The sequence below is a fragment of the Streptomyces gelaticus genome, from assembly GCF_014649535.1.
Lineage (GTDB): Bacteria > Actinomycetota > Actinomycetes > Streptomycetales > Streptomycetaceae > Streptomyces > Streptomyces gelaticus.
Genome location: NZ_BMTF01000005.1, coordinates 312,538 through 331,378 on the forward strand (window position 1 = coordinate 312,538; position 18,841 = coordinate 331,378).

18 protein-coding genes are annotated in these 18,841 nt (G+C 72.7%); 15 read left to right on the forward strand and 3 right to left on the reverse strand.

All coding sequences use genetic code 11. The annotated features are described in order from the left end of the window. The first annotated feature begins 30 nt into the window (after window positions 1–30). The 15 genes from IE107_RS10320 to IE107_RS10390 all read left to right on the forward strand — a co-directional run bounded on the left by IE107_RS10320 (window position 31) and on the right by IE107_RS10390 (window position 15,542). On the forward strand, window positions 31–1,629 hold the full coding sequence (locus IE107_RS10320; protein WP_189543385.1) for a polyamine aminopropyltransferase: 1,599 nt from the start codon (window positions 31–33) through the stop codon (window positions 1,627–1,629). A 63-nt stretch (window positions 1,630–1,692) separates the two neighbouring features. After that, window positions 1,693–2,643 (forward strand): SRPBCC domain-containing protein, encoded by a 951-nt coding sequence (locus IE107_RS10325; protein ID WP_189543386.1) that lies wholly within the window; start codon window positions 1,693–1,695, stop codon window positions 2,641–2,643. 25 nt (window positions 2,644–2,668) lie between these two features. Beyond that, on the forward strand, window positions 2,669–3,496 hold the full coding sequence (locus IE107_RS10330; protein ID WP_189543387.1) for an aldose epimerase family protein: 828 nt from the start codon (window positions 2,669–2,671) through the stop codon (window positions 3,494–3,496). A gap of 31 nt (window positions 3,497–3,527) precedes the next feature. Then, complete coding sequence (gene pyrE / locus IE107_RS10335; RefSeq protein WP_189543388.1) at window positions 3,528–4,067, forward strand: orotate phosphoribosyltransferase; 540 nt, start codon at window positions 3,528–3,530, stop codon at window positions 4,065–4,067. A gap of 212 nt (window positions 4,068–4,279) precedes the next feature. After that, window positions 4,280–5,311 (forward strand): class II fructose-bisphosphate aldolase, encoded by a 1,032-nt coding sequence (fbaA, locus tag IE107_RS10340; protein ID WP_189543389.1) that lies wholly within the window; start codon window positions 4,280–4,282, stop codon window positions 5,309–5,311. Between the two features lie 90 nt (window positions 5,312–5,401). Then, the gene (locus IE107_RS10345) at window positions 5,402–6,577 is read left to right on the forward strand and encodes a MalY/PatB family protein (RefSeq protein WP_189543390.1); all 1,176 of its coding nucleotides are present in this window, start codon (window positions 5,402–5,404) and stop codon (window positions 6,575–6,577) included. Window positions 6,578–6,588: 11 nt separating this feature from the next. Next, the gene (locus IE107_RS10350; protein ID WP_189543391.1) at window positions 6,589–6,882 is read left to right on the forward strand and encodes an ankyrin repeat domain-containing protein; all 294 of its coding nucleotides are present in this window, start codon (window positions 6,589–6,591) and stop codon (window positions 6,880–6,882) included. 69 nt (window positions 6,883–6,951) lie between these two features. Next, the gene (locus IE107_RS10355) at window positions 6,952–8,478 is read left to right on the forward strand and encodes an MFS transporter (RefSeq protein ID WP_189543392.1); all 1,527 of its coding nucleotides are present in this window, start codon (window positions 6,952–6,954) and stop codon (window positions 8,476–8,478) included. 56 nt (window positions 8,479–8,534) lie between these two features. Next, complete coding sequence (locus tag IE107_RS10360) at window positions 8,535–8,948, forward strand: DUF3151 domain-containing protein (RefSeq protein WP_072487865.1); 414 nt, start codon at window positions 8,535–8,537, stop codon at window positions 8,946–8,948. Window positions 8,949–9,099: 151 nt separating this feature from the next. Further along, the gene (locus IE107_RS10365; protein ID WP_189543393.1) at window positions 9,100–9,948 is read left to right on the forward strand and encodes a tryptophan 2,3-dioxygenase family protein; all 849 of its coding nucleotides are present in this window, start codon (window positions 9,100–9,102) and stop codon (window positions 9,946–9,948) included. Further along, the gene (gene kynU / locus IE107_RS10370) at window positions 9,941–11,134 is read left to right on the forward strand and encodes a kynureninase (protein ID WP_189543394.1); all 1,194 of its coding nucleotides are present in this window, start codon (window positions 9,941–9,943) and stop codon (window positions 11,132–11,134) included. Before IE107_RS10365 ends, kynU begins: the two co-directional genes overlap by 8 nt. A gap of 122 nt (window positions 11,135–11,256) precedes the next feature. Continuing rightward, window positions 11,257–12,132, forward strand: a complete 876-nt coding sequence (locus IE107_RS10375) for an alpha/beta hydrolase family protein (RefSeq protein WP_189543395.1) — start codon at window positions 11,257–11,259, stop codon at window positions 12,130–12,132. 106 nt (window positions 12,133–12,238) lie between these two features. Beyond that, window positions 12,239–13,567 (forward strand): sensor histidine kinase, encoded by a 1,329-nt coding sequence (locus IE107_RS10380; protein WP_373302420.1) that lies wholly within the window; start codon window positions 12,239–12,241, stop codon window positions 13,565–13,567. Beyond that, complete coding sequence (locus tag IE107_RS10385; RefSeq protein WP_189543396.1) at window positions 13,564–14,241, forward strand: response regulator; 678 nt, start codon at window positions 13,564–13,566, stop codon at window positions 14,239–14,241. Before IE107_RS10380 ends, IE107_RS10385 begins: the two co-directional genes overlap by 4 nt. Window positions 14,242–14,312: 71 nt before the next feature. Then, entirely contained in the window at window positions 14,313–15,542 is a 1,230-nt protein-coding gene (locus IE107_RS10390) for a cytochrome P450 (RefSeq protein WP_189543397.1), read from the forward strand. Window positions 15,543–15,654: 112 nt separating this feature from the next. On the opposite strand, the gene IE107_RS10395 is transcribed toward IE107_RS10390, so the two are convergent. From IE107_RS10395 to IE107_RS10405, 3 genes are all read right to left on the reverse strand, one after another. Next, entirely contained in the window at window positions 15,655–15,984 is a 330-nt protein-coding gene (locus IE107_RS10395) for a hypothetical protein (protein WP_189543398.1), read from the reverse strand. Window positions 15,985–16,279: 295 nt separating this feature from the next. Beyond that, complete coding sequence (locus tag IE107_RS10400) at window positions 16,280–17,914, reverse strand: ABC transporter permease (RefSeq protein WP_189543399.1); 1,635 nt, start codon at window positions 17,912–17,914, stop codon at window positions 16,280–16,282. Then, window positions 17,911–18,834: an ABC transporter ATP-binding protein gene (locus IE107_RS10405; RefSeq protein ID WP_189543400.1), complete on the reverse strand. Its 924-nt coding sequence runs from the start codon at window positions 18,832–18,834 to the stop codon at window positions 17,911–17,913. Before IE107_RS10405 ends, IE107_RS10400 begins: the two co-directional genes overlap by 4 nt. Between the last annotated feature and the right edge of the window lie 7 nt (window positions 18,835–18,841).

Sequence of the window (18,841 nt, forward strand, 5' to 3'; positions counted from 1 at the left end):
GCCACGGAGTCGTGACGTAGCGTTCGCCTCATGATCGACCAGCAGGTGCCGCTGCGAGGGGGCGCGGCGTTTCTTCCCGTACGGCCGAGGACCGGTCGATGTCTCGTGCTGGCCGCAGTCTTCGTCTGTGCCGCCTGCGGTCTGGTGTACGAGCTCGAACTGGTGGCGCTCGCCTCCTATTTGATCGGTGATTCCGTCACCCAGGCATCGGTCGTGCTCTCCGTGATGGTGTTCGCGATGGGCGTCGGATCGCTTCTCGCGAAACGTTTACGCAGCCGTGCCGCAGTGGGGTTCGGGCTGATCGAGGCGGCTCTCGCGCTCGTCGGCGGCTCCTCGGCGCTCGTGCTGTACGCGTCGTTCGCCTGGATCGGGGAGTCGCGGTACGCCCTGGTGGGCTTCTCGCTCACGATCGGCATCCTGATCGGTGCGGAGATCCCGCTGCTGATGACCTTGATCCAGCGCGTCGACCGGCAGGACGCGGGCGGCGCCGTCGCGGATCTCTTCGCCGCCGACTACGTGGGCGCACTGGTCGGCGGGCTCGCGTTCCCCTTTCTGCTGCTGCCGGGGCTCGGGCAGCTCACCGGGGCGCTGGGCACCGGCGCGGTCAACGCGGCGGCGGGCGGGGTGCTGGTGCTCTGTGTGTTCCGGCGCGATCTCACCCCGCGCTCGCGCCGGCTGCTGATCCTGTCCAACGTGGCGGTGATCGCCGTGCTGGCCGTCGCCACCACGTTGGTCGACGACTTCGAGCGCGCGGCGCGGCGCGCGGTGTACGGGGACGGGGTGCGGGTCGCGGTGCAGACCGAGGTCCAGGAGGTGGTGTTGACGGGGTCGGGCCGCAGCTCCCTGGACCTGTATCTGGACGGACGGCTGCGGGTCAGCGCCCGCGACGAGTACCGCTACCACGAGGCGCTGGTGCACCCGGCGATGAACGGGCCGCAGACCCGCGTCCTGATCCTGGGCGGCGGCGACGGCCTCGCCGCCCGGGAGGTGCTGCGCTACCCGGACGTACGCGCCGTCACCGTGGTCGAGCTCGACCGGGGAGTCACCCGCCTGGCCCGTACCGACCAGGCGCTCTCGGAGCTGAACCGCCACGCGTTCCGCGACCCGCGGGTCACGTCCGTCACCGCGGACGCCTTCAACTGGCTGCGGGCGGCGCACGGCCGCTACGACGTGGTGATCTCCGACCTGCCCGATCCGGGGATCTCCACCAGTACGAAGCTCTACTCGGCGGAGTTCTACGGCCTGGTCGCCGAGTCGCTCGCGCCCGGCGGCCGGCTGGTGGTGCACGGGGGCCCGCCGCTCTCCCGGCCGCGCACGTTCTGGACGGTCGAGGCGTCGATGCGGGCGGCGGGCCTGCACACCCGGCCGTACCGGATGAGCGGCCGGCTCTCCGACTCCGCGGCCGGTCCCGACCGGGCCACCCACCGGGCACGCCCCGTGCACGGCTGGGGCTTCGTGCTCGCTGCCGCGGGGAAGCGGCCGGATCTCGGCCTCGCCGCGCAGGCACCGGCGCTGCGGTCGATGACGGAGCCCGCGCTCCTGGACGCGGGGCGGGAGGCGGAGCGGGGGCGGCTGCCGGGGCTGCCGCCGTCGACGCTGGTGCATCCGCGGTACTGGGAGGACCGGTGAGCGGCGGCCTCACGGACGCGGAACCGCTGACGTGGCGGCCGGGGCTGAGTAGGCTCGGTTTCCATGGAGCATGAGGTGTTCGTTCCGGTTCCGGTCCCGTCACTGAGGCGGACGCTGGGTGACCCCGCCCGCGTCGCGCGATGCGTGCCGGGGCTCCAGCAGGACGCCGACGCGTCCGCGGGCCCGCTGTCCGGCCGGCTCAGAATCCGGGTCGACGGCCACACGATCACGTACCGCGGCGCGCTGAGATTCAGCGAAGCGCCGCAGGACGGTCCGGGAGGGGCGCCCGGGGAAGCGGTCCTGGTGACCGGCGAGGGCTCCGAGGCGAGAGGAAGCGGCTCGGCGGAGCTGACCCTGACGATCTCACTGACCGAGCGGGACGGCGGCACGGTGATCGGGTTCGCGGGTACGGCCGGCGGTGACGGCCGGCTCCTGGAGCTGGACGCGGCGGCCGCGCTCGCGGCGGCCCGCCGCCTGCTGGACCGCTTTGCCCAGCAGCTGGTGACGGAGACGCTGGCCTCCGGTGCGCAGAGCGGCGGTGTGCCGGAGGAGGCGCTCGGGGAGGCCGAGCGGTCCGTCGGGGAAGCCGTGGAGCAGGCGATCGAGGAGGCGGCCGAGGAGGCCGACACGACCGGTGCGCCCACCGTCGACGACGCGGCGCCCGCCGCCGGGAAGCCCGAAGAGCCCCGGAAGCCCGAAGAGCCCGAGGACTCCGGGAACCCCCCGGGCTCCGTCTTCGACGCGCCCGTGCCCCCGCCCTCGCTCGACCCGGCCTCCGAGGCGGAGTTCACCGTCCCCGACGGCCCCCCGGCGGAGGCCGCGCACGCCAGGCGCACCATGATCGGCCGCAGCGCCGAGGAGGTCGACCACGCGCCGCCGCGCGGCCGGTACGCGCCGGTCCCGTCACCCGATTCGACCACCGCGGGCGCCACGCTCCGCTGGGTCGCCCCGGCCGCCGCGCTGGCGCTGGCCTCCGCCGTGGTGGTGACCCGGGCACTGAGGCGGCGACGGTAGCCCTCGCGCCAGTAATCTCGGTCGGGTGAGTAGCAGCGAGAAGGATGTCCGGCTGTCCGTCGGCGACACAGAGTTGACCGTGAGTCCCGCCCATGGCTGCCGCATCGGCAGCCTGCGGATCGGTGGTACCGAGCTGCTGCGGCAAGGGGAGCGGTACGGCTGCTTCCCGATGGTGCCGTGGTGCGGGCGCACCGGGAACGGACTGTTCCACAACGGCGACGTCCTGCACGGGCTGCCGCTGAACGCCCCGCCGCACGCCATCCACGGCACCGGCAGGGACAGCGCGTGGCGCACCGCCCGACTGGGCGAGCGGGAGGCGGCGTTCTACTACGACCTCGCCGACCCCTGGCCGTATCCGGGCCGGGTGACCCAGACCTTCGAGCTGGCCGAGGACTCGCTCACGCTCGCCTTCGGCATCGAGACGTACGGGGACTCGTTCCCGGCGCAGGCCGGCTGGCACCCCTGGTTCCTGCGCAACCTCGGCGGCGGGGGCAAGGAAGTGCAGCTCTCCTTCGACCCGGCCTGGCAGGAGGAGCGCGGCGCGGACCATCTGCCGACCGGCCGCCGCATCCCGCCCCTGAGCGGCCCCTGGGACGACTGCTTCGGGATGCCGGACGGGGTCGAGGTGACGCTCACCTGGCCGGAACAGCTGGAGCTGACCGTGCAGAGCCGGGCCGAGTGGGTCGTGATCTACGACGAGCAGGACGAGGCGGTCTGCGTGGAGCCGCAGTCGGGCCCGCCGAACGGGCTGAACACCGCGCCCCGCTACGTCACCCCGATCGACCCGCTGGAGATCTCGACGACGTGGAGCTGGCGCAGGCTCCGGCCCGGCGCAGGAGCCGGCGAAAGTTGATGCGGGGAGTGCGCGCCTTAAGCTCGTAGCCATGACTGACGTACGTGCTGACCTGCTCCAGCAGATCAAGGACAAGGCCGTGGTACACGGCAAAGTGACCCTTTCCTCGGGTCTTGAGGCCGACTGGTACATCGACCTGCGCCGCATCACGCTGGACGGCAAGGCCGCTCCGATGGTCGGTCAGGTCATGCTCGACGCCACCGCCGAGCTGGACTACGACTGCGTGGGCGGGCTGACGCTGGGCGCCGACCCGGTCGCCACCTCGATGCTGCACGCCTCCGCCGCGCGCGGGCAGGAGCTGGACGCGTTCGTCGTCCGCAAGGCGCAGAAGGCGCACGGTATGCAGCGCCGCATCGAGGGCACGGACGTGAAGGGCCGCCGCTGTCTGGTGGTCGAGGACACCTCGACCACCGGTGGTTCGCCGCTGACGGCCGTCGAGGCGGTGCGCGAGGCCGGCGGCGAGGTCGTGGCCGTGGCCGTGATCGTGGAGCGCGGTGCGGCCGGGGCCATCGCCGAGGCCGGCCTCCCGTACGTCCACGTCTACTCGGTGGCCGATCTCGACCTGGCCTGACGTCCGGCTTGACCTGCGGCTTTTCCCGGGGGTGGGCTGTTTCACGTGAAACGGCCCACCCCTTCCGCATGCCCGATGAGCACCTGGGGGACCGGAGGGGCGACGGGCCGGGTGGAGCCGGAACGAGAGTCTGGGAGGATGGGGGCGACGATGACGTCGCCCCCAGGTCAGGGAACCAGCACGCACACCCGCATACCCCAAGGAGCGGTCAGATGCCCATCGCAACCCCCGAGGTCTACGCCGAGATGCTCGACCGGGCGAAGGCAGGCAAGTTCGCCTACCCGGCCATCAACGTGACGTCGACCCAGACCCTGCACGCTGCACTGCGCGGCTTCGCGGAGGCGGAGAGCGACGGCATCGTCCAGATCTCCACCGGTGGGGCGGAGTTCCTGGGCGGCCAGCACAACAAGGACATGGTCACCGGCGCCGTCGCCCTGGCCGAGTTCGCGCACATCGTCGCCGCCAAGTACGACATCTCGGTCGCGCTGCACACCGACCACTGCCCCAAGGACAAGCTGGACGGTTACGTACGTCCGCTGCTCGACATCTCCGCCGAGCGCGTCGCCCGGGGCGAGAACCCGCTGTTCCAGAGTCACATGTGGGACGGCTCGGCCGAGACGCTGGCCGACAACCTGGCCATCGGCCAGGAGCTGCTGGCCAAGGCCGCCGCCGCCAAGATCATTCTTGAGGTCGAGATCACCCCGACCGGTGGCGAGGAGGACGGCGTCACGCACGAGATCAACGACGAGCTGTACACCACCGTCGACGACGCGCTGCGCACCGCCGAGGCGCTCGGCCTGGGCGAGAAGGGCCGCTACCTGCTGGCCGCCTCCTTCGGCAACGTCCACGGCGTCTACAAGCCGGGCAATGTCGTGCTCCGTCCCGAGCTGCTGAAGGACCTCCAGGAGGGCGTCGCCGCCCAGTACGGCAAGGCCGCCGGCAGCCACCCGTTCGATTTCGTCTTCCACGGCGGCTCCGGCTCCACCGAGCAGGAGATCGCCACCGCGCTGGAGAACGGCGTCGTGAAGATGAACCTCGACACCGACACCCAGTACGCCTTCACCCGCCCGATCGTGGACCATGTGTTCCGCAACTACGACGGTGTGCTGAAGGTCGACGGCGAGGTCGGCAACAAGAAGGTCTACGACCCGCGCAGCTGGGGCAAGTCCGCCGAGGCGGGCATGGCCAAGCGCGTCACGGAGGCCTGCGCCAACCTGCGCTCCACCGGCACCAAGCTGAAGTAGCAGCCGGTACGAAGTGTGGCCGTGGGCCCGGTACCCCGTGGGGTGCCGGGCCCACGGCATGTCCGACAGACGCATACGTAAGGGGTCGCTGTGGGTTCCAGTACGCGCTATGACTTCGACACCGTCGTCGACCGCCGGGGCACCTGGTGCGTCCAGTGGGACGGGGTCGCGGACCGGTTCGGGGTGGACGGGCTGCTGCCGTTCACCATCTCCGACATGGACTTCGAGACCGCCCCGCAGGTGCTGAGCGCGCTGCGCTCCCGCCTCGACCACGGGGTGTTCGGCTACACGAACTGGTGGCAGGACGACTTCCGCTCGGCGATAGCCCACTGGTACGCGACCCGGTACGGCACGGAGGTGGACACCGGGCAGCTGGTGTACGGGCCCTCGGTGCTCAGCCAGCTCTCGCAGCTGCTGCAGATGTGGACGTCGAGGGGCGAGGGCGTGGTCGTCCACACCCCCACGTACGACGGCTTCCGCAAGGCGGTCACCGGGCTCGGGCGGGAGCTGCGGGGCGTGCCGGTGGGGGACGGCGCCGCGCTGGAACGCGAACTGGCCCGCCCCGACAGCAAGGTCCTGATCCTGTGCTCGCCGCACAACCCGACGGGCCGGGTGTGGACGGAGGCCGAGCTGGGCGGCATGGCGTCGCTCGCGGCGCGGTACGGGGTCGCGGTGATCAGCGACGAGATACACGCGGACTTCGTGCACGAGGGCCACACGCATGTGCCGTGGACGAGGGTCGCGGGCCAGGGGCGCTGGGCGCTGATCACCTCCGCGTCGAAGGCGTTCAACTTCCCGGCGCTGACCGGTTCGTACGGGCTGATCGGCGACCCGGCCGACCGGGCGGAGTACCTGCGCCGGATGGAGACGGCCGAGGGGCTCGCCTCCCCGGCGGTGCTGTCGCTGACCGCGCACATCGCCGCGTACCGGGAGTCGGCGACCTGGCTGGACGCGCTCCGGGCGTATGTCGCCGGGAATCTGGCGCTGGTCGCGCGGCGGCTGGACGAAGAGCTCCCGGAGCTGGGGTGGCGGCCGCCGCAGGCCGGCTATCTGGCGTGGATCGACCTTCGGCCCTCGGGCGTCGACGGCGACGAGGCGTTGCAGCGGGTGCTGGTGGAGCGGGAGAAGGTCGCGGTGATGCCGGGCGGGGTGTACGGCGCGGAGGGCTTCGTGCGGCTGAACGTGGGGTGCCCGCGTGCCAAGGCGGAGGCCGGGGTGGAGGCGCTGATCAGGGGCGTACGGGCCGTGACGGGAGGGGTGTCGTAGGGATGCCGCCGATGGACGCCTTCGAAGCCGCACGCGACGGCGACCTCGCCGCGGTACGGGCCGTCCTGGACGCCGGGTTCGACGCCGCCGCGGTCGACGAGTACGGGTGGAGCCTCCTGCACCGGGCCGCGATGGGAGCGGAGACGGACCCGGCCTGCGCGGCAGCCGTCCTTGCCGCGCTGCTGGACGCTGGAGCACCCGGAGGACGGAACACGCCGGTGAGCTCGTCGTCCGGGCGTTCCGCGGTGCCGGCTTCGCCGTGGACTGGAACGGTGCGGCCGACAGCCGCCCCTTGGTCGACCTGACGGGCTGACCCCGTCGGCCGGGCGCCCCGCGCGATGGCCTTCCCGGCACGGAGCGGGGATGCTGCTCGTATGCCTGACGCAGCCGAGACGGGCGCCATCCGCGTCGCCTCCGCCACCGGACGCTGGGTCGTCCTCACCACCGTCCTCGGCTCCAGCATGGCCATGCTGGACTCCACCGTCATCAATGTCGCCCTGCCCCGCATCGGCAAGGACCTCGGCGCCGACCTGGCCGCCCTCCAGTGGACCGTCAACGCCTACATGCTGACCCTCGCCGGGCTGATCCTGCTCGGGGGAGCCCTGGGTGACCGGTACGGGCGGCGGCGGGTCTTCGTCGTCGGCGTCATCTGGTTCGCCACCGCCTCCGTGCTGTGCGGCCTGGCGCCGAACGCCGCCGTCCTGATCGCCGCCCGCGCCCTCCAGGGCATCGGCGGGGCGCTCCTGACCCCCGGTTCGCTGGCCCTGATCCAGGCGAGCTTCCACCCCGACGACCGGGCCCGCGCGGTCGGGCTGTGGTCGGGGCTCGGCGGGGTCGGGGCCGCCGTCGGGCCGTTCGTCGGCGGATGGCTCGTCGACGGGCCGGGCTGGCGGTGGGTGTTCCTGCTCAATGTGCCGCTCGCCGCGGTCTGCGTGCCGGTGGCGCTGCGCCAGGTACCGGAATCGCGCGACCCGCACGCGCACGGGCGCTTCGACGTGCTGGGTGCCGTGCTCGGGGCGCTCGCCCTCGCCCTGGTGACCTATGCGCTGATCGAGGCGCCGGGACAGGGGGCGTCCGGTGCGGTGATCGGGGCGGCCGTCGCCGGGGTTCTGCTCGGGGCGGCCTTCGTACGGGTGGAGCGCACCCGGAAGGAGCCGATGGTGCCGCCCTCGGTCTTCGCGTCCCGGCAGTTCACCGTCGTCAACGTCATCACCCTCTGCGTGTACGCGGCGCTCGGCGGCTACTTCTTCCTCGCCGCGATCCAGCTCCAGGTGGTGGCCGGGTACTCGGCGCTCGGCGCGGGCACGGCGCTGCTGCCGTCGACCGTCCTGATGCTGCTCTTCTCGGCCGCCTCGGGCGAACTGGGGCAGCGCATCGGACCCCGCATCCCGCTCACCGTGGGCCCGCTGGTCGCCGCCGCGGGAATGCTGCTGATGCTGCGGGTCGGGCCGGGGTCGAACTCCGTCTCCGGCTACCTCACCGATGTGCTGCCCGCGGTCGGCGTCCTCGGCATCGGGCTCGTCACCCTGGTCGCACCGCTCACCGCGACCGTCCTGGCCTCCGTGGACACCGCGCGGGCCGGGCTCGCCAGCGGGATCAACAACGCGGCCGCCCGCGCCGCCGGGCTGATCGCGGTGGCCGCGCTGCCGCTGCTCGCCGGAATGGGCCCGGAGGCCTACCGGAACGCCGACGAGTTCGCCTCGACCTTCCGCCGGGCCATGCCGATGTGCGCCGGGCTGCTCGTGCTGGGGGCGGCGATCGCCTGGACGACGGTACGCGGACCGCTGGTCACGGCCGGCGAGGAGGAGCAGGCCCGCCCCGAGTGCACGGTGCACTGCGGCATCTCCGCCCCGCCCCTGGAACCCGCGCACGAGGAGCCGGAGAACCCGGGCACCGGCTGACCGTGCGCGCGGTGCCCGGGTACCCCGGCACGCATGTGCCAGGCACACTTGAACCCATGTCGATCCACGAGAACCTGCTCGGGGGCCCTCCCCCGACCCATCTGCCCGACGACCCGGAGCCGCGCGAGCTGCTCGCGAACGGCACGGCCCCCGCCGATGTCGCCGCGAAGTACCCGACCTCCTCCCTGGCCTGGGCCCAGCTCGCCGACGAGGCCTTCGACGGCGGCCGCGTCGTCGAGTCGTACGCCTACGCCCGCACCGGCTACCACCGCGGCCTCGACGCACTGCGCAGAGCCGGCTGGAAGGGCCACGGCCCCGTACCGTTCGAGCACGAGCCGAACCGCGGCTTCCTGCGCGCCCTGCATGCCCTGGCACGGGCCGCCCAGGCGATCGGTGAGCAGGAGGAGTACGAGCGCTGCTCGGCCTTCCTGCGCGACTCCTCGCCGACCGCCGCCGAGACCCTCGGTTAGAACCCTGCCCCGGACCCCGCGGACGGTGGTACGTCTGTGGGGTCTGCGGGCCCCTGGGGCGTCCGTCTAGGATGCCGACAGGGGACCGGAGCTCCACCACCTCACGGAAGGGGCGGACCGCTACCCGGAAGCTCGTGTCGAGGAGACAGCAATGTCGACGATCCACCCCGACCCCGAAGCCACCGGTGCGCAGACCCCGCACCTCGACTTCGCGGGAACGACTCCGTACGAGGACTACGTCCAGGCGGATGTCCTGACCCATCTCCAGCACCCTCTCTCCGACGATCCGGGCGAGATGGTCTTCCTGGTCACCACCCAGGTGATGGAGCTGTGGTTCACCGTCATCGTCCACGAGTGGGAGACCGCCGCGCACGCCCTGCGCGAGGACCGGCTGACCGTCGCACGCGACGCGCTCAAGCGGTCGGTGCGGGAGCTGGAGGCGCTCAACGCCTCCTGGACCCCGCTCGCCCAGCTCACCCCCGCCCAGTTCAACTCCTACCGCTCGGCCCTCGGCGAGGGCTCCGGGTTCCAGTCGGCGATGTACCGGCGGATGGAGTTCCTGCTCGGCGACAAGTCCGCGTCCATGCTGGTGCCGCACCGGGGCGCGCCCCGCGTCCATGCCGAGCTGGAGAAGGCGCTCGGCGAGCCGGGTCTGTACGACGAGACGCTCGCCCTGCTCGCCCGGCGCGGGTTCGCCGTGCCCCGGTCCGTGCTCACCAGGGACCTGACGCAGAAGTACGAACCGTCCTTCGAGGTCGAGGCGGTCTGGGCGGAGATATACGCCGACCCGGAACGGCACGATGACCTGGTCCGGCTCGGTGAGGCGCTCACCGATGTCGGCGAACTGGTGTGGCGCTGGCGCAACGACCACCTCGTCGCCACCCGGCGCGCGATGGGCTCGAAGACCGGGACCGGCGGCTCCGCCGGGGTCGCCTGGCTGGAGAAGCGGGCCACGAAGAACGTCTTCCCCGAGCTGTGGACGGCGCGCAGCCATGTCTGAGTCCTTCGCCGCGCGGGCCGCGGCACTCGACGCCGCCGACCCGCTCGCGGACCGGCGGAAGCTGTTCACCCTCGACGACACCGTCTATCTCGACGGCAACTCGCTCGGCGCACTGCCCGCGCACGTGCCCGCCCGGGTGCAGGAGGTCCTCACCCGCGAGTGGGGCGAGCTGCGCATCCGGTCCTGGGACGAGAGCGGCTGGTGGACCGCGCCGGAACGGATCGGTGACCGGATCGCCCCGCTCGTCGGGGCCGCCGCCGGACAGATCGTCGTCGGGGACTCGACCAGTGTGAACGTCTTCAAGGCCGTCGTCGCGGCGACCCGGCTGGCGCCGGAGGGGCGCGACGAGATCCTCGTCGACGCGACGACCTTCCCCACGGACGGGTACATCGCCGAGTCCGCGGCCCGGATCACCGGCCACCGGCTCGTTCCGGTCGCCCCCGCCGAGGTGCCCGGAGCGCTGGGCCCCCGTACCGCGGCCGTGCTGCTCAACCATGTCGACTACCGCACCGGCAGGCTCCACGACCTGCCCGGACTCACCGCCGCCGTGCACGAGGCGGGCGCGATCGCGGTCTGGGACCTGTGCCACAGCGCGGGCGCCCTGCCCGTCGGCCTCGACGCGCACGGCGTGGACCTGGCGGTCGGCTGCACGTACAAGTACCTGAACGGCGGCCCGGGTTCGCCCGCCTACCTGTACGTGGCCGAACGCCACCAGGCGGCCTTCGACTCGCCCCTGCCGGGGTGGACGTCGCACGCCGACCCGTTCGGCATGACCCCTGAGTACACCCCGGCCGACGGCGCGGTACGGGGCAGGGTCGGCACCCCCGACATCCTCTCGATGCTGGCGCTCGAAGCATCGCTGGACGTGTGGGACGGGGTGTTCATCGACGAGGTACGGGCCAAGTCCCTGGCGCTGACGGACTTCTTCCTGGAGTGCGTCGCCGGGTACGTGCCCGAGGGCCGGGTCACCTCGGTGACCCCGGCCGCGCACGTGGAACGCGGCAGCCAGGTCGCGCTGCGCTGCGAGGACGCGAAGCAGGTGATGAGCGCGCTCATCGCCCGGGGCGTCGTCGGGGACCTGCGCCGGCCGGACGTGCTGCGGTTCGGGTTCACGCCGTTGTACGTCGGGTTCGCGGACGTGGAGCGGGCGGCGCGGGTACTGGGCGAGGTGCTGGCGCAGAGGTAGCGGGACCCTCCGCAGGAGCCGGTCTCCTGCTGTGATCCTGAGCGGGGACGGGAGCCTTCTGTACTGGTACCGTCCCCGCAGGTCAGGCCAGTTGGGCTCAGCTACAGGACGGTTGGAGCAGCATGTCGGATTCTGCCGCGCGCGATCGGGACGCCGCCGAGGCCGAGTCGGCCTTCTCGCATCCACCGGTCGTCCCCGACGCGTCCGCCGCCTATGGCAGCCACCCCGACCAGCTGATCGACTTCTACGCCCCGCGCGACGGGCGGAGCGGGGCGCCCGTCGTGGTCGTCCTGCACGGAGGGGCGTGGCGGGCGCCGTACGACCGGCAGCACGTGTCGCCGTTCGCGGATTTCCTGGCCCGGCGCGGATTCGCCGTCGCCAGCGTCGAGTACCGGCGCGGCGGCGGGATCCCGCAGCAGCGGGGTGCCGGTCCGGTGGCGGGCCGCTGGCCGGAGACCTTCGACGACGTCGCCGCGGCGATGGACGCTCTGCCGGAGCTGCTGGCCCGGGAGCTCCCTCAGGCCGACGGCCGGCGGACGGTCCTCACCGGGCACTCGGCGGGTGGGCAGCTGGCCCTGTGGGCCGCCGCCCGGCATGTACTGCCGGCGGGGTCGCCGTGGCGGCTTCCCGCGCCCCCGCAGCTGCGGGGCGTGGTCGCCCTGGCACCGATCGCCGACTTCGCCACGGCCGTCGCCCTGGACGTGTGCTCCGGGGCGGTCGGCCAGTTCCTCGGCCGCGCGGAGGACTTCGGGGAGCGGGCGGCGCATGCCGACCCGGCCGTGCTGCTGCCCACCGGCATCGCGACCACCGTGGTGCAGGGCACCACCGACGTCGACGTGCCGCAGGCGGTCGCGGAGGCGTTCGTCGACGCGGCGGCGAAGGCGGGCGAGACGGTGGGCCTGACCCTGCTGCCCGAGGTGGGCCACTACCCGCTGATCGACCCGGCGGCGGACGCCTGCGCGGTGGTGGCGGAGGAGCTCGCGCAACTGGCCTGGTGAGTACGGTTCCGGCCGCTCGGCGGAGGCCGTAGTACTTGCGACGGACGGCGCAGGATCCGTATCACTGCTGACGACCGGGCCCCGGCCCGCCCCCTACCGTGGAGGCGTGACCGAGACCAAGAGCAGAAGTCCGGAGTACCGGATGGCCGCCGGGGCGATGGGCGGCCTCCGGCAGGCGCTCATCCACGACGCGTTCGCCTACCGCCCGATGCCGCCGCTGCGGACCGACGGCCGGCTGATCCGCCTGCTGCCGGAGCGGATACGGGCGCGCGCCGCATGGGCACCGCACGTGCTGGTGGTGGCGGCGGCGCTCATCACCTTCCTGGCGGGGACCGCAGTGGCGGACTTCCCCCTCGGTGAGCTGCTCGCGGTGTTCCCGGCCGGCAGTGTGCTGATGACGCTGGCGAGGCCGGTCGGGGCGTTCTGGATCTCGTTGCTGCTGACCCCGGTGACCGCAGTGGTCGGTCACGGCGGGTGGCCGTGGGGGCCGAGCTCGTTCTTCGCGCACCTGGTCGTGCTGGTCGTCGTCGCGGCCAGGACCGGGCCGCGTACCGCCGGCTGGATGTGGGGCCTGACCGTGCTGCTCGGCACGGTCATGGAGAACGCCGTCTGGCGGCCCGGGACCACCACCGTGGGCATGGCCGTCGTCTCCGCGTTCGCCCTGCTCGTGGTCGCCATGGTGCAGATCCGCCAGGACGCGGAGCGCGAGGTGACCGTGCAGCGCACCGTGACCGCAGTCGAACGCGATCGGCGCACGCTGCTGGAGGAACGCACCACCATCGCCCGTGAGCTGCACGACGTGGTCGCGCACCACATGTCGGTCGTCGCGATCCAGGCCGAGGCCGCCCCGTACCGGGTGGAGAATCCGCCGCCCGAGCTGGAGCAGGCCTTCGTCACGATCCGGGAGAACGCCGTCGCCGCCCTCACCGAGCTGCGCCGGGTTCTCGGTGTCGTACGGGCCGAGGACTACCAGGCCCCGGACGCCCCGCAGCCCACCCTCGCCCAGCTCGACGGGCTCCTCGCCAATGTCCGCGAGGCGGGCCTGGAGACGGACAAGACGGTCACCGGCGCGGTACGCGAACTGCCGCAGGGCGTCGAGCTGTCGGCGTACCGGATCATCCAGGAGGCCCTCAGCAACACCTTGCGGCACGCGCCGGGCGCCACCGCCAAGGTGGAGATCGGCTATGTGCTGGGCGGGCTCGGTGTGCGGGTGGTCAACGGGCCGCCCACCGGTCCGGTGAAGCCCTCGCCGGGGGCGGGGCACGGGATCACGGGGATGCGGGAGCGGGTCGCGATGCTGGACGGGGACATGACGGCCGAGGCGACGGGCGAGGGTGGTTACGAGATCGCCGTGTTCATCCCCGTACAGGCCGGTTCCGAGCCCCGGGAACAGCAGACCGGTTCCGAGCCCCGCGAACAGGCGGACCGGGCATGAGCACTCCCACCGCCCCGTCCATCCGGGTGCTGATCGTGGACGACCAGATGATGGTCCGCGAGGGCTTCTCGGTGCTGCTCAACGCCATGCCGGGGATCGAGGTCGTCGGCGAGGCGGTCGACGGCCGGCAGGCCGTCGCCCAGGTCGCGGCCCTGCGCCCCGACGTGGTCCTGATGGACATCCGGATGCCGGAACTCAACGGCATCGAGGCCACCCGCGAGATCGTCGCCGCCGACGCGGACGCCAAGGTGCTGGTGCTGACCACCTTCGACCTCGACGAGTACGTGTACCAGGCGCTGCGCGCCGGGGCGTCCGGCTTCCTCCTCAAGGACGCCTCCGCGCGCCAGCTCGCCGATGGAGTACGAGTGGTGGCCGCCGGCGAGGCGCTGCTCGCCCCGACCGTCACCAAGCGGCTGATCAACGAGTTCTCGAAGCTCGCGCAGACCCCGCGCTCGCCCGCCCTCGCCCGGGTCGGCGACCTCACCGAGCGCGAGACGGAGGTGCTCGTCCTGATCGCGCAGGGCCGGTCCAACGCCGAGATCGCCTCGCATCTGGTGGTCGCCGAGTCCACCATCAAGACGCATGTGAGCCGCATCCTGGTGAAGCTGGGGCTGCGCGACCGCACCCAGGCGGCCGTCTTCGCGTACGAGGCCCGGCTGGTCACACCCTCCTGAGCACGCCGGCCCCGCGCGCGTGGGTGCGGGGTGGGTGGTCGGCGGCGGCGGGGTGCGGTTAGCGTCCGCCTATGCACCCGTCTCACCGTTCCGCGGCCGATGCCCGCTTCGACCCCTGGTCCCCGGCCTTCGTCGCCGACCCGTACCCCGCCTACGCCGTGCTGCGCGCCACCGGCCGGGTGCACCGCTTCGAGCCGACCGACCAGTGGCTGATCCCGCACCACGCCGATGTGTCCGCGCTGCTGCGCGACCGCCGCCTGGGCCGCACGTATCTGCACCGTTTCACCCACGAGGAATTCGGCCGCACGCCGCCGCCCGCCGAGCACGAGCCCTTCCAGACCCTCAACGGGCAGGGGCTGCTCGACCTGGAGGCCCCCGACCACACCCGGATCCGGCGCCTGGTCTCCAAGGCGTTCACCCCGCGTACGGTCGAGCAGCTCGTCCCGACCGTGCGGCGGCTGGCCGCCGAGCTGGTCGACTCCTTCGTCGAGGCGGGCGGCGGCGATCTGCTCACGGCGGTCGCCGAGCCGCTGCCGGTGGCCGTCATCGCCGAGATGCTCGGCATTCCGGAGTCCGACCGGGCCCCTTTGCGGCCCTGGTCCGCGGCGATCTGCGGAATGTTCGAACTGAACCCGTCCGAGGAGACCGCCCGCGCCGCAGTCCGCGCCTCGCTCGACTTCTCCGCGTATCTGCGCGAGCTGATCGAGGAGCGGCGCAAGAACCCCGGTACGGATCTCATCTCCGCGCTCATCGCCGCCCACGACGAGGGGGAGCGGCTGAGCGAGCAGGAGATGATCTCCACCTGTGTGCTGCTGCTGAATGCCGGCCACGAGGCGACCGTCAACACCACCGTGAACGGCTGGTGGACCCTGCTGCGCCACCCCGAGCAGCTGGCCGCGTTGCGCGCCGACCACGGGTTGCTGCCGACGGCGATCGAGGAGCTGATGCGGTACGACACCCCGTTGCAGATGTTCGAGCGCTGGGTCCTGGACGACATCGAGATCGACGGCACGGTCATTCCGCGCGGCTCGGAGGTGGCCCTGCTCTTCGGCTCCGCCAACCGCGACCCGGCCCGCTTCACCGCCCCGGACACGCTGGACCTGGCCCGGCGGGACAACCCGCACATCACCTTCGGGGCCGGCATCCACTTCTGCCTGGGCGCCCCGCTGGCCCGGGTCGAGCTGGCCGCGTCCTTCGGCGAGCTGCTGCGCCGCGCCCCGGCCATGCGGCCGGCGGCCGAACCGGAGTGGAACCCGGGCTATGTGATCAGGGGGTTGAAGGAACTCCGCGTGGAGCTGTGACGCGCATGGAGCTGTGACGGGAGTTGCGAGCGAGAACGGGGGGCGTCGGGAGCGGGGGCGTCGGGAGCGGGGCGGCGGCGTGGCCGCGAGCGGGACGTGGGCCGGGCTGCGCTCAGCATCCCGGTCCGCAGGCCAGGGGCGGGCCCTCCAGCACGTCGAAGGCCACCCCGAAACCGGTGAGGGCGGCGAGCACGGCCGCCGCCCCGAGCGCCCGCCGCCACTTCCGCCCCGCGAGGGCGACGAGGGCGAGCCCGGCCGTGATGCCGCCGAGCGCCATGACCGGCAGCCCGAGCCAGAGCACGTTCCACTCCGTCGCGCCCTCGAAGCCGCCGAAGATGCCGCGCCTGCCGTACGGCGCCCAGGCGAGTGTCCCGGCGACCCCGCCCGCGGCGACGACCAGGCATCCGGCGAGGCCACGGACGGCTTCGCTTCGGTTCTCCATGAACGGAGTGACGCAGGGCCACCCCGGCGGGGTTGCACCCGCCGGGGCTCTCTGCCCCGCGTCACCGTCAGGGCCCGCGACCCTCGGTTCCCGCGTCACCGTCAGGCCCTGTGCTGCCGTCGGATCTTGTGCTGCCGTCAGGTCCTGTGTTGCCGTCAGGTCCCGCGACGGTGAGTGCCCGCGCCGCCGTCAGGTCCCGCGACCGTCAGTGCCCGCGCCGCCGTCAGGCCCTGTGCCACCGTCAAGTCCCGGCGTCACCATCCGGTCCCGCGCCGCCGTCCGGCCCTGCGTCACCTCAGGTCAGGACATCGCGCCTGCGCAGTGCCCCCATCCCGGCCCCGACCAGCACCGCTGCAGCGGCGGTGAGTGCGAGCACCGGGCCCCATTCCATTCCCGTGCCGCCCGGCAGCTTCGGCAGATGCGTGAACGGTGATATGTCCATCACCGCCTGCGGCATGTCGACGGCGGGCCCGAGCCACCCCAGGGCCAGACAGATCCCGGCGAAGCCCCAGGCCGCCACAGCCGCCTTCGGAAACGCCCCGTACAGCAGGACCGCCACCCCGCCCAGCAGCCAGATCGCCGGCAACTGCGCCAGCGACGCCCCGAGCACGGCCGGGAGTTCGTGGCCGTAGCCGGCGGCCAGGCCGAGGCCGCCTACCGTCATGAGCAGGGCCGCCCCGCCGAACGCGATGACCAGATGACCGGCCGCCCACCCGATCCGTCCCACTGCGCCCGCCAGTACCGGCTCGGCGCGCCCGGCGGTCTCCTCGCCGTGCAGCCGCAGCACCGACGCGACGATGTACAGCGCCGCGACCATCCCGAGCACGGAGACCATGGCGGCGAGGAACGCGTCGGTCAGTCCGGCCTGCCCGCCCATCCGCTCGAAGATCTCCCGGGTCTTCGCGTTGTCACCGACGAGATCGGCCGCCCCGCCGGTCAGCCCGCCGAAGGCGACACCGACCACGGCGAAGGAAAGCACCCATCCGGTCAGCGCACCGCGCTGGAGCCGCAGTGCGAGGCCGAACGCCGTGGCGATCCGCCCCTGCGCGGGCCCCGGTCTGGTGGCCAGGAAGCTCATCCCGACATCGCGCCGCCCGGCGAGGCCGTACGCGATGACGGCCTGGACCGCCACGGCCACCGCGAGAACGAGCAGCACCCACCAGCGCTCGTCCGCATACGCCCGTACGTTCTCCGCCCAGCCGATGGGGGAGAGCCAGGTCAGCACGGACGAGCCGTCGTCCGCCGCCGAGTCGCCCGCCGCCTTCAGGACGAACGCGGCACCGATCACCGCCGCCGTCAGCCCCTTGGCGAGCCGGGCGCTCTCGGTGAACTGCGCGGCGATCGCGGCCGTGCAGGCGAACAGCACACCCGTCCCGGCGACCGCCAGGGCGAGAGCCACCGCCCCGGCGCCGCCCGCGCCGGCCCCCGCCAGGCCCGCCGCGAGCACCAGCGCCAGTGCCACGTTCGCGATCACCGCGGTGAGGAGCGCGGCGGTCAGTGGGGCGCGGCGTCCCACCATCGCGGAGGAGAGCATCTCCTGGCGGCCGGTCTCCTCTTCCTCCCGGGTGTGCCGGATGACGACGATCAGGCTCATCACGGCCGCCAGCACCGCTCCGAAGGCGGCCATCCGCCAGCTCACGAGGCCGCCGACCGAGTCGTCGAAGACCGGTCCGTACATCGCCCGGACCGAGCTGTTTCCGTTCATCGACGCGGCGAGTTCGGCGCGCTGGGCGGCGGTGTCGTACAGCGAGGCGATGGAGCTGCCGACGGAGGAGAAGGAGCCACCGAGCGCGAGCACCCAGATCGGCAGCATGATCCGGTCGCGCCTCAGTGCGAGCCGCAGCAGGATCCATGTCCCGGCGAGCTGTCCGGTGCTGGCCCGGCTCCGGTGCCGGGTGCCGGCCGGGACGGTCGTGGTCACGGCGGTCATCGCGCAGCCACCCCCTTGCCTTCGCCGCTCCCGGGCGCCTCCGCCGCGTAGTGGCGCAGGAACAGCTGCTCCAGTGTGGGTGGGGTGCTGGTCAGCGTCCGTACGCCCGAGGCGGAGAGCGACTTGAGCACGGCGTCCAGCTTGTCCGTGTCGACCTGGAGCGTGACCCGCAGGCCCTGGACGTCGAGGTCGTGGACGCCGGGCAGACGGGCGAGCCCATCGGGCGGGCCGGCCAGCTCGGCGCTGATGTTCGTACGCGTCAGATGGCGCATGTCGGCCAGCGAACCGGTCTCCACCGTCCGCCCCTGACGGATGATGCTGACCCGGTCGCAGAGAGTCTCGACCTCGCTGAGGATGTGGCTGGAGAGCAGGACCGTCCGGCCGCGCGCACGCTCTTCGGCGACGCAGTCCTGGAAGACCTCCTCCATCAGCGGGTCGAGCCCGCTGGTCGGTTCGTCCAGGATCAGCAGATCCACGTCGGAGGCGAAGGCGGCGACGAGGGCGACCTTCTGGCGGTTGCCCTTGGAGTACGTACGCCCCTTCTTCGTCGGGTCGAGCTCGAACCGGTCGACGAGGTCGGCGCGCCGGGTCCGGTCGAGGCCGCCGCGCAGGCTCCCGTACAGGTCGATCACCTCGCCGCCGGAGAGGTTGCGCCACAGCGTGACGTCGCCCGGGACGTAGGCGACCTTGCGGTGGAGCTCCACCGCGTCGCGCCACGGGTCGCGGCCGAGCAGCTGGGCGGCGCCGGCGTCGGCCCGCAGCAGACCCAGCAGTACCCGGATGGTGGTGGACTTCCCGGAGCCGTTGGGCCCGAGGAAGCCGTGGACCTCGCCGGCCTCGACGGTGAGGTCGAGCCCGTCCAGCGCGTGTGTCCGACCGAACGACTTGTGCAGTCCGGCCACCGTGATTGCCATCGTCATGTTTTGA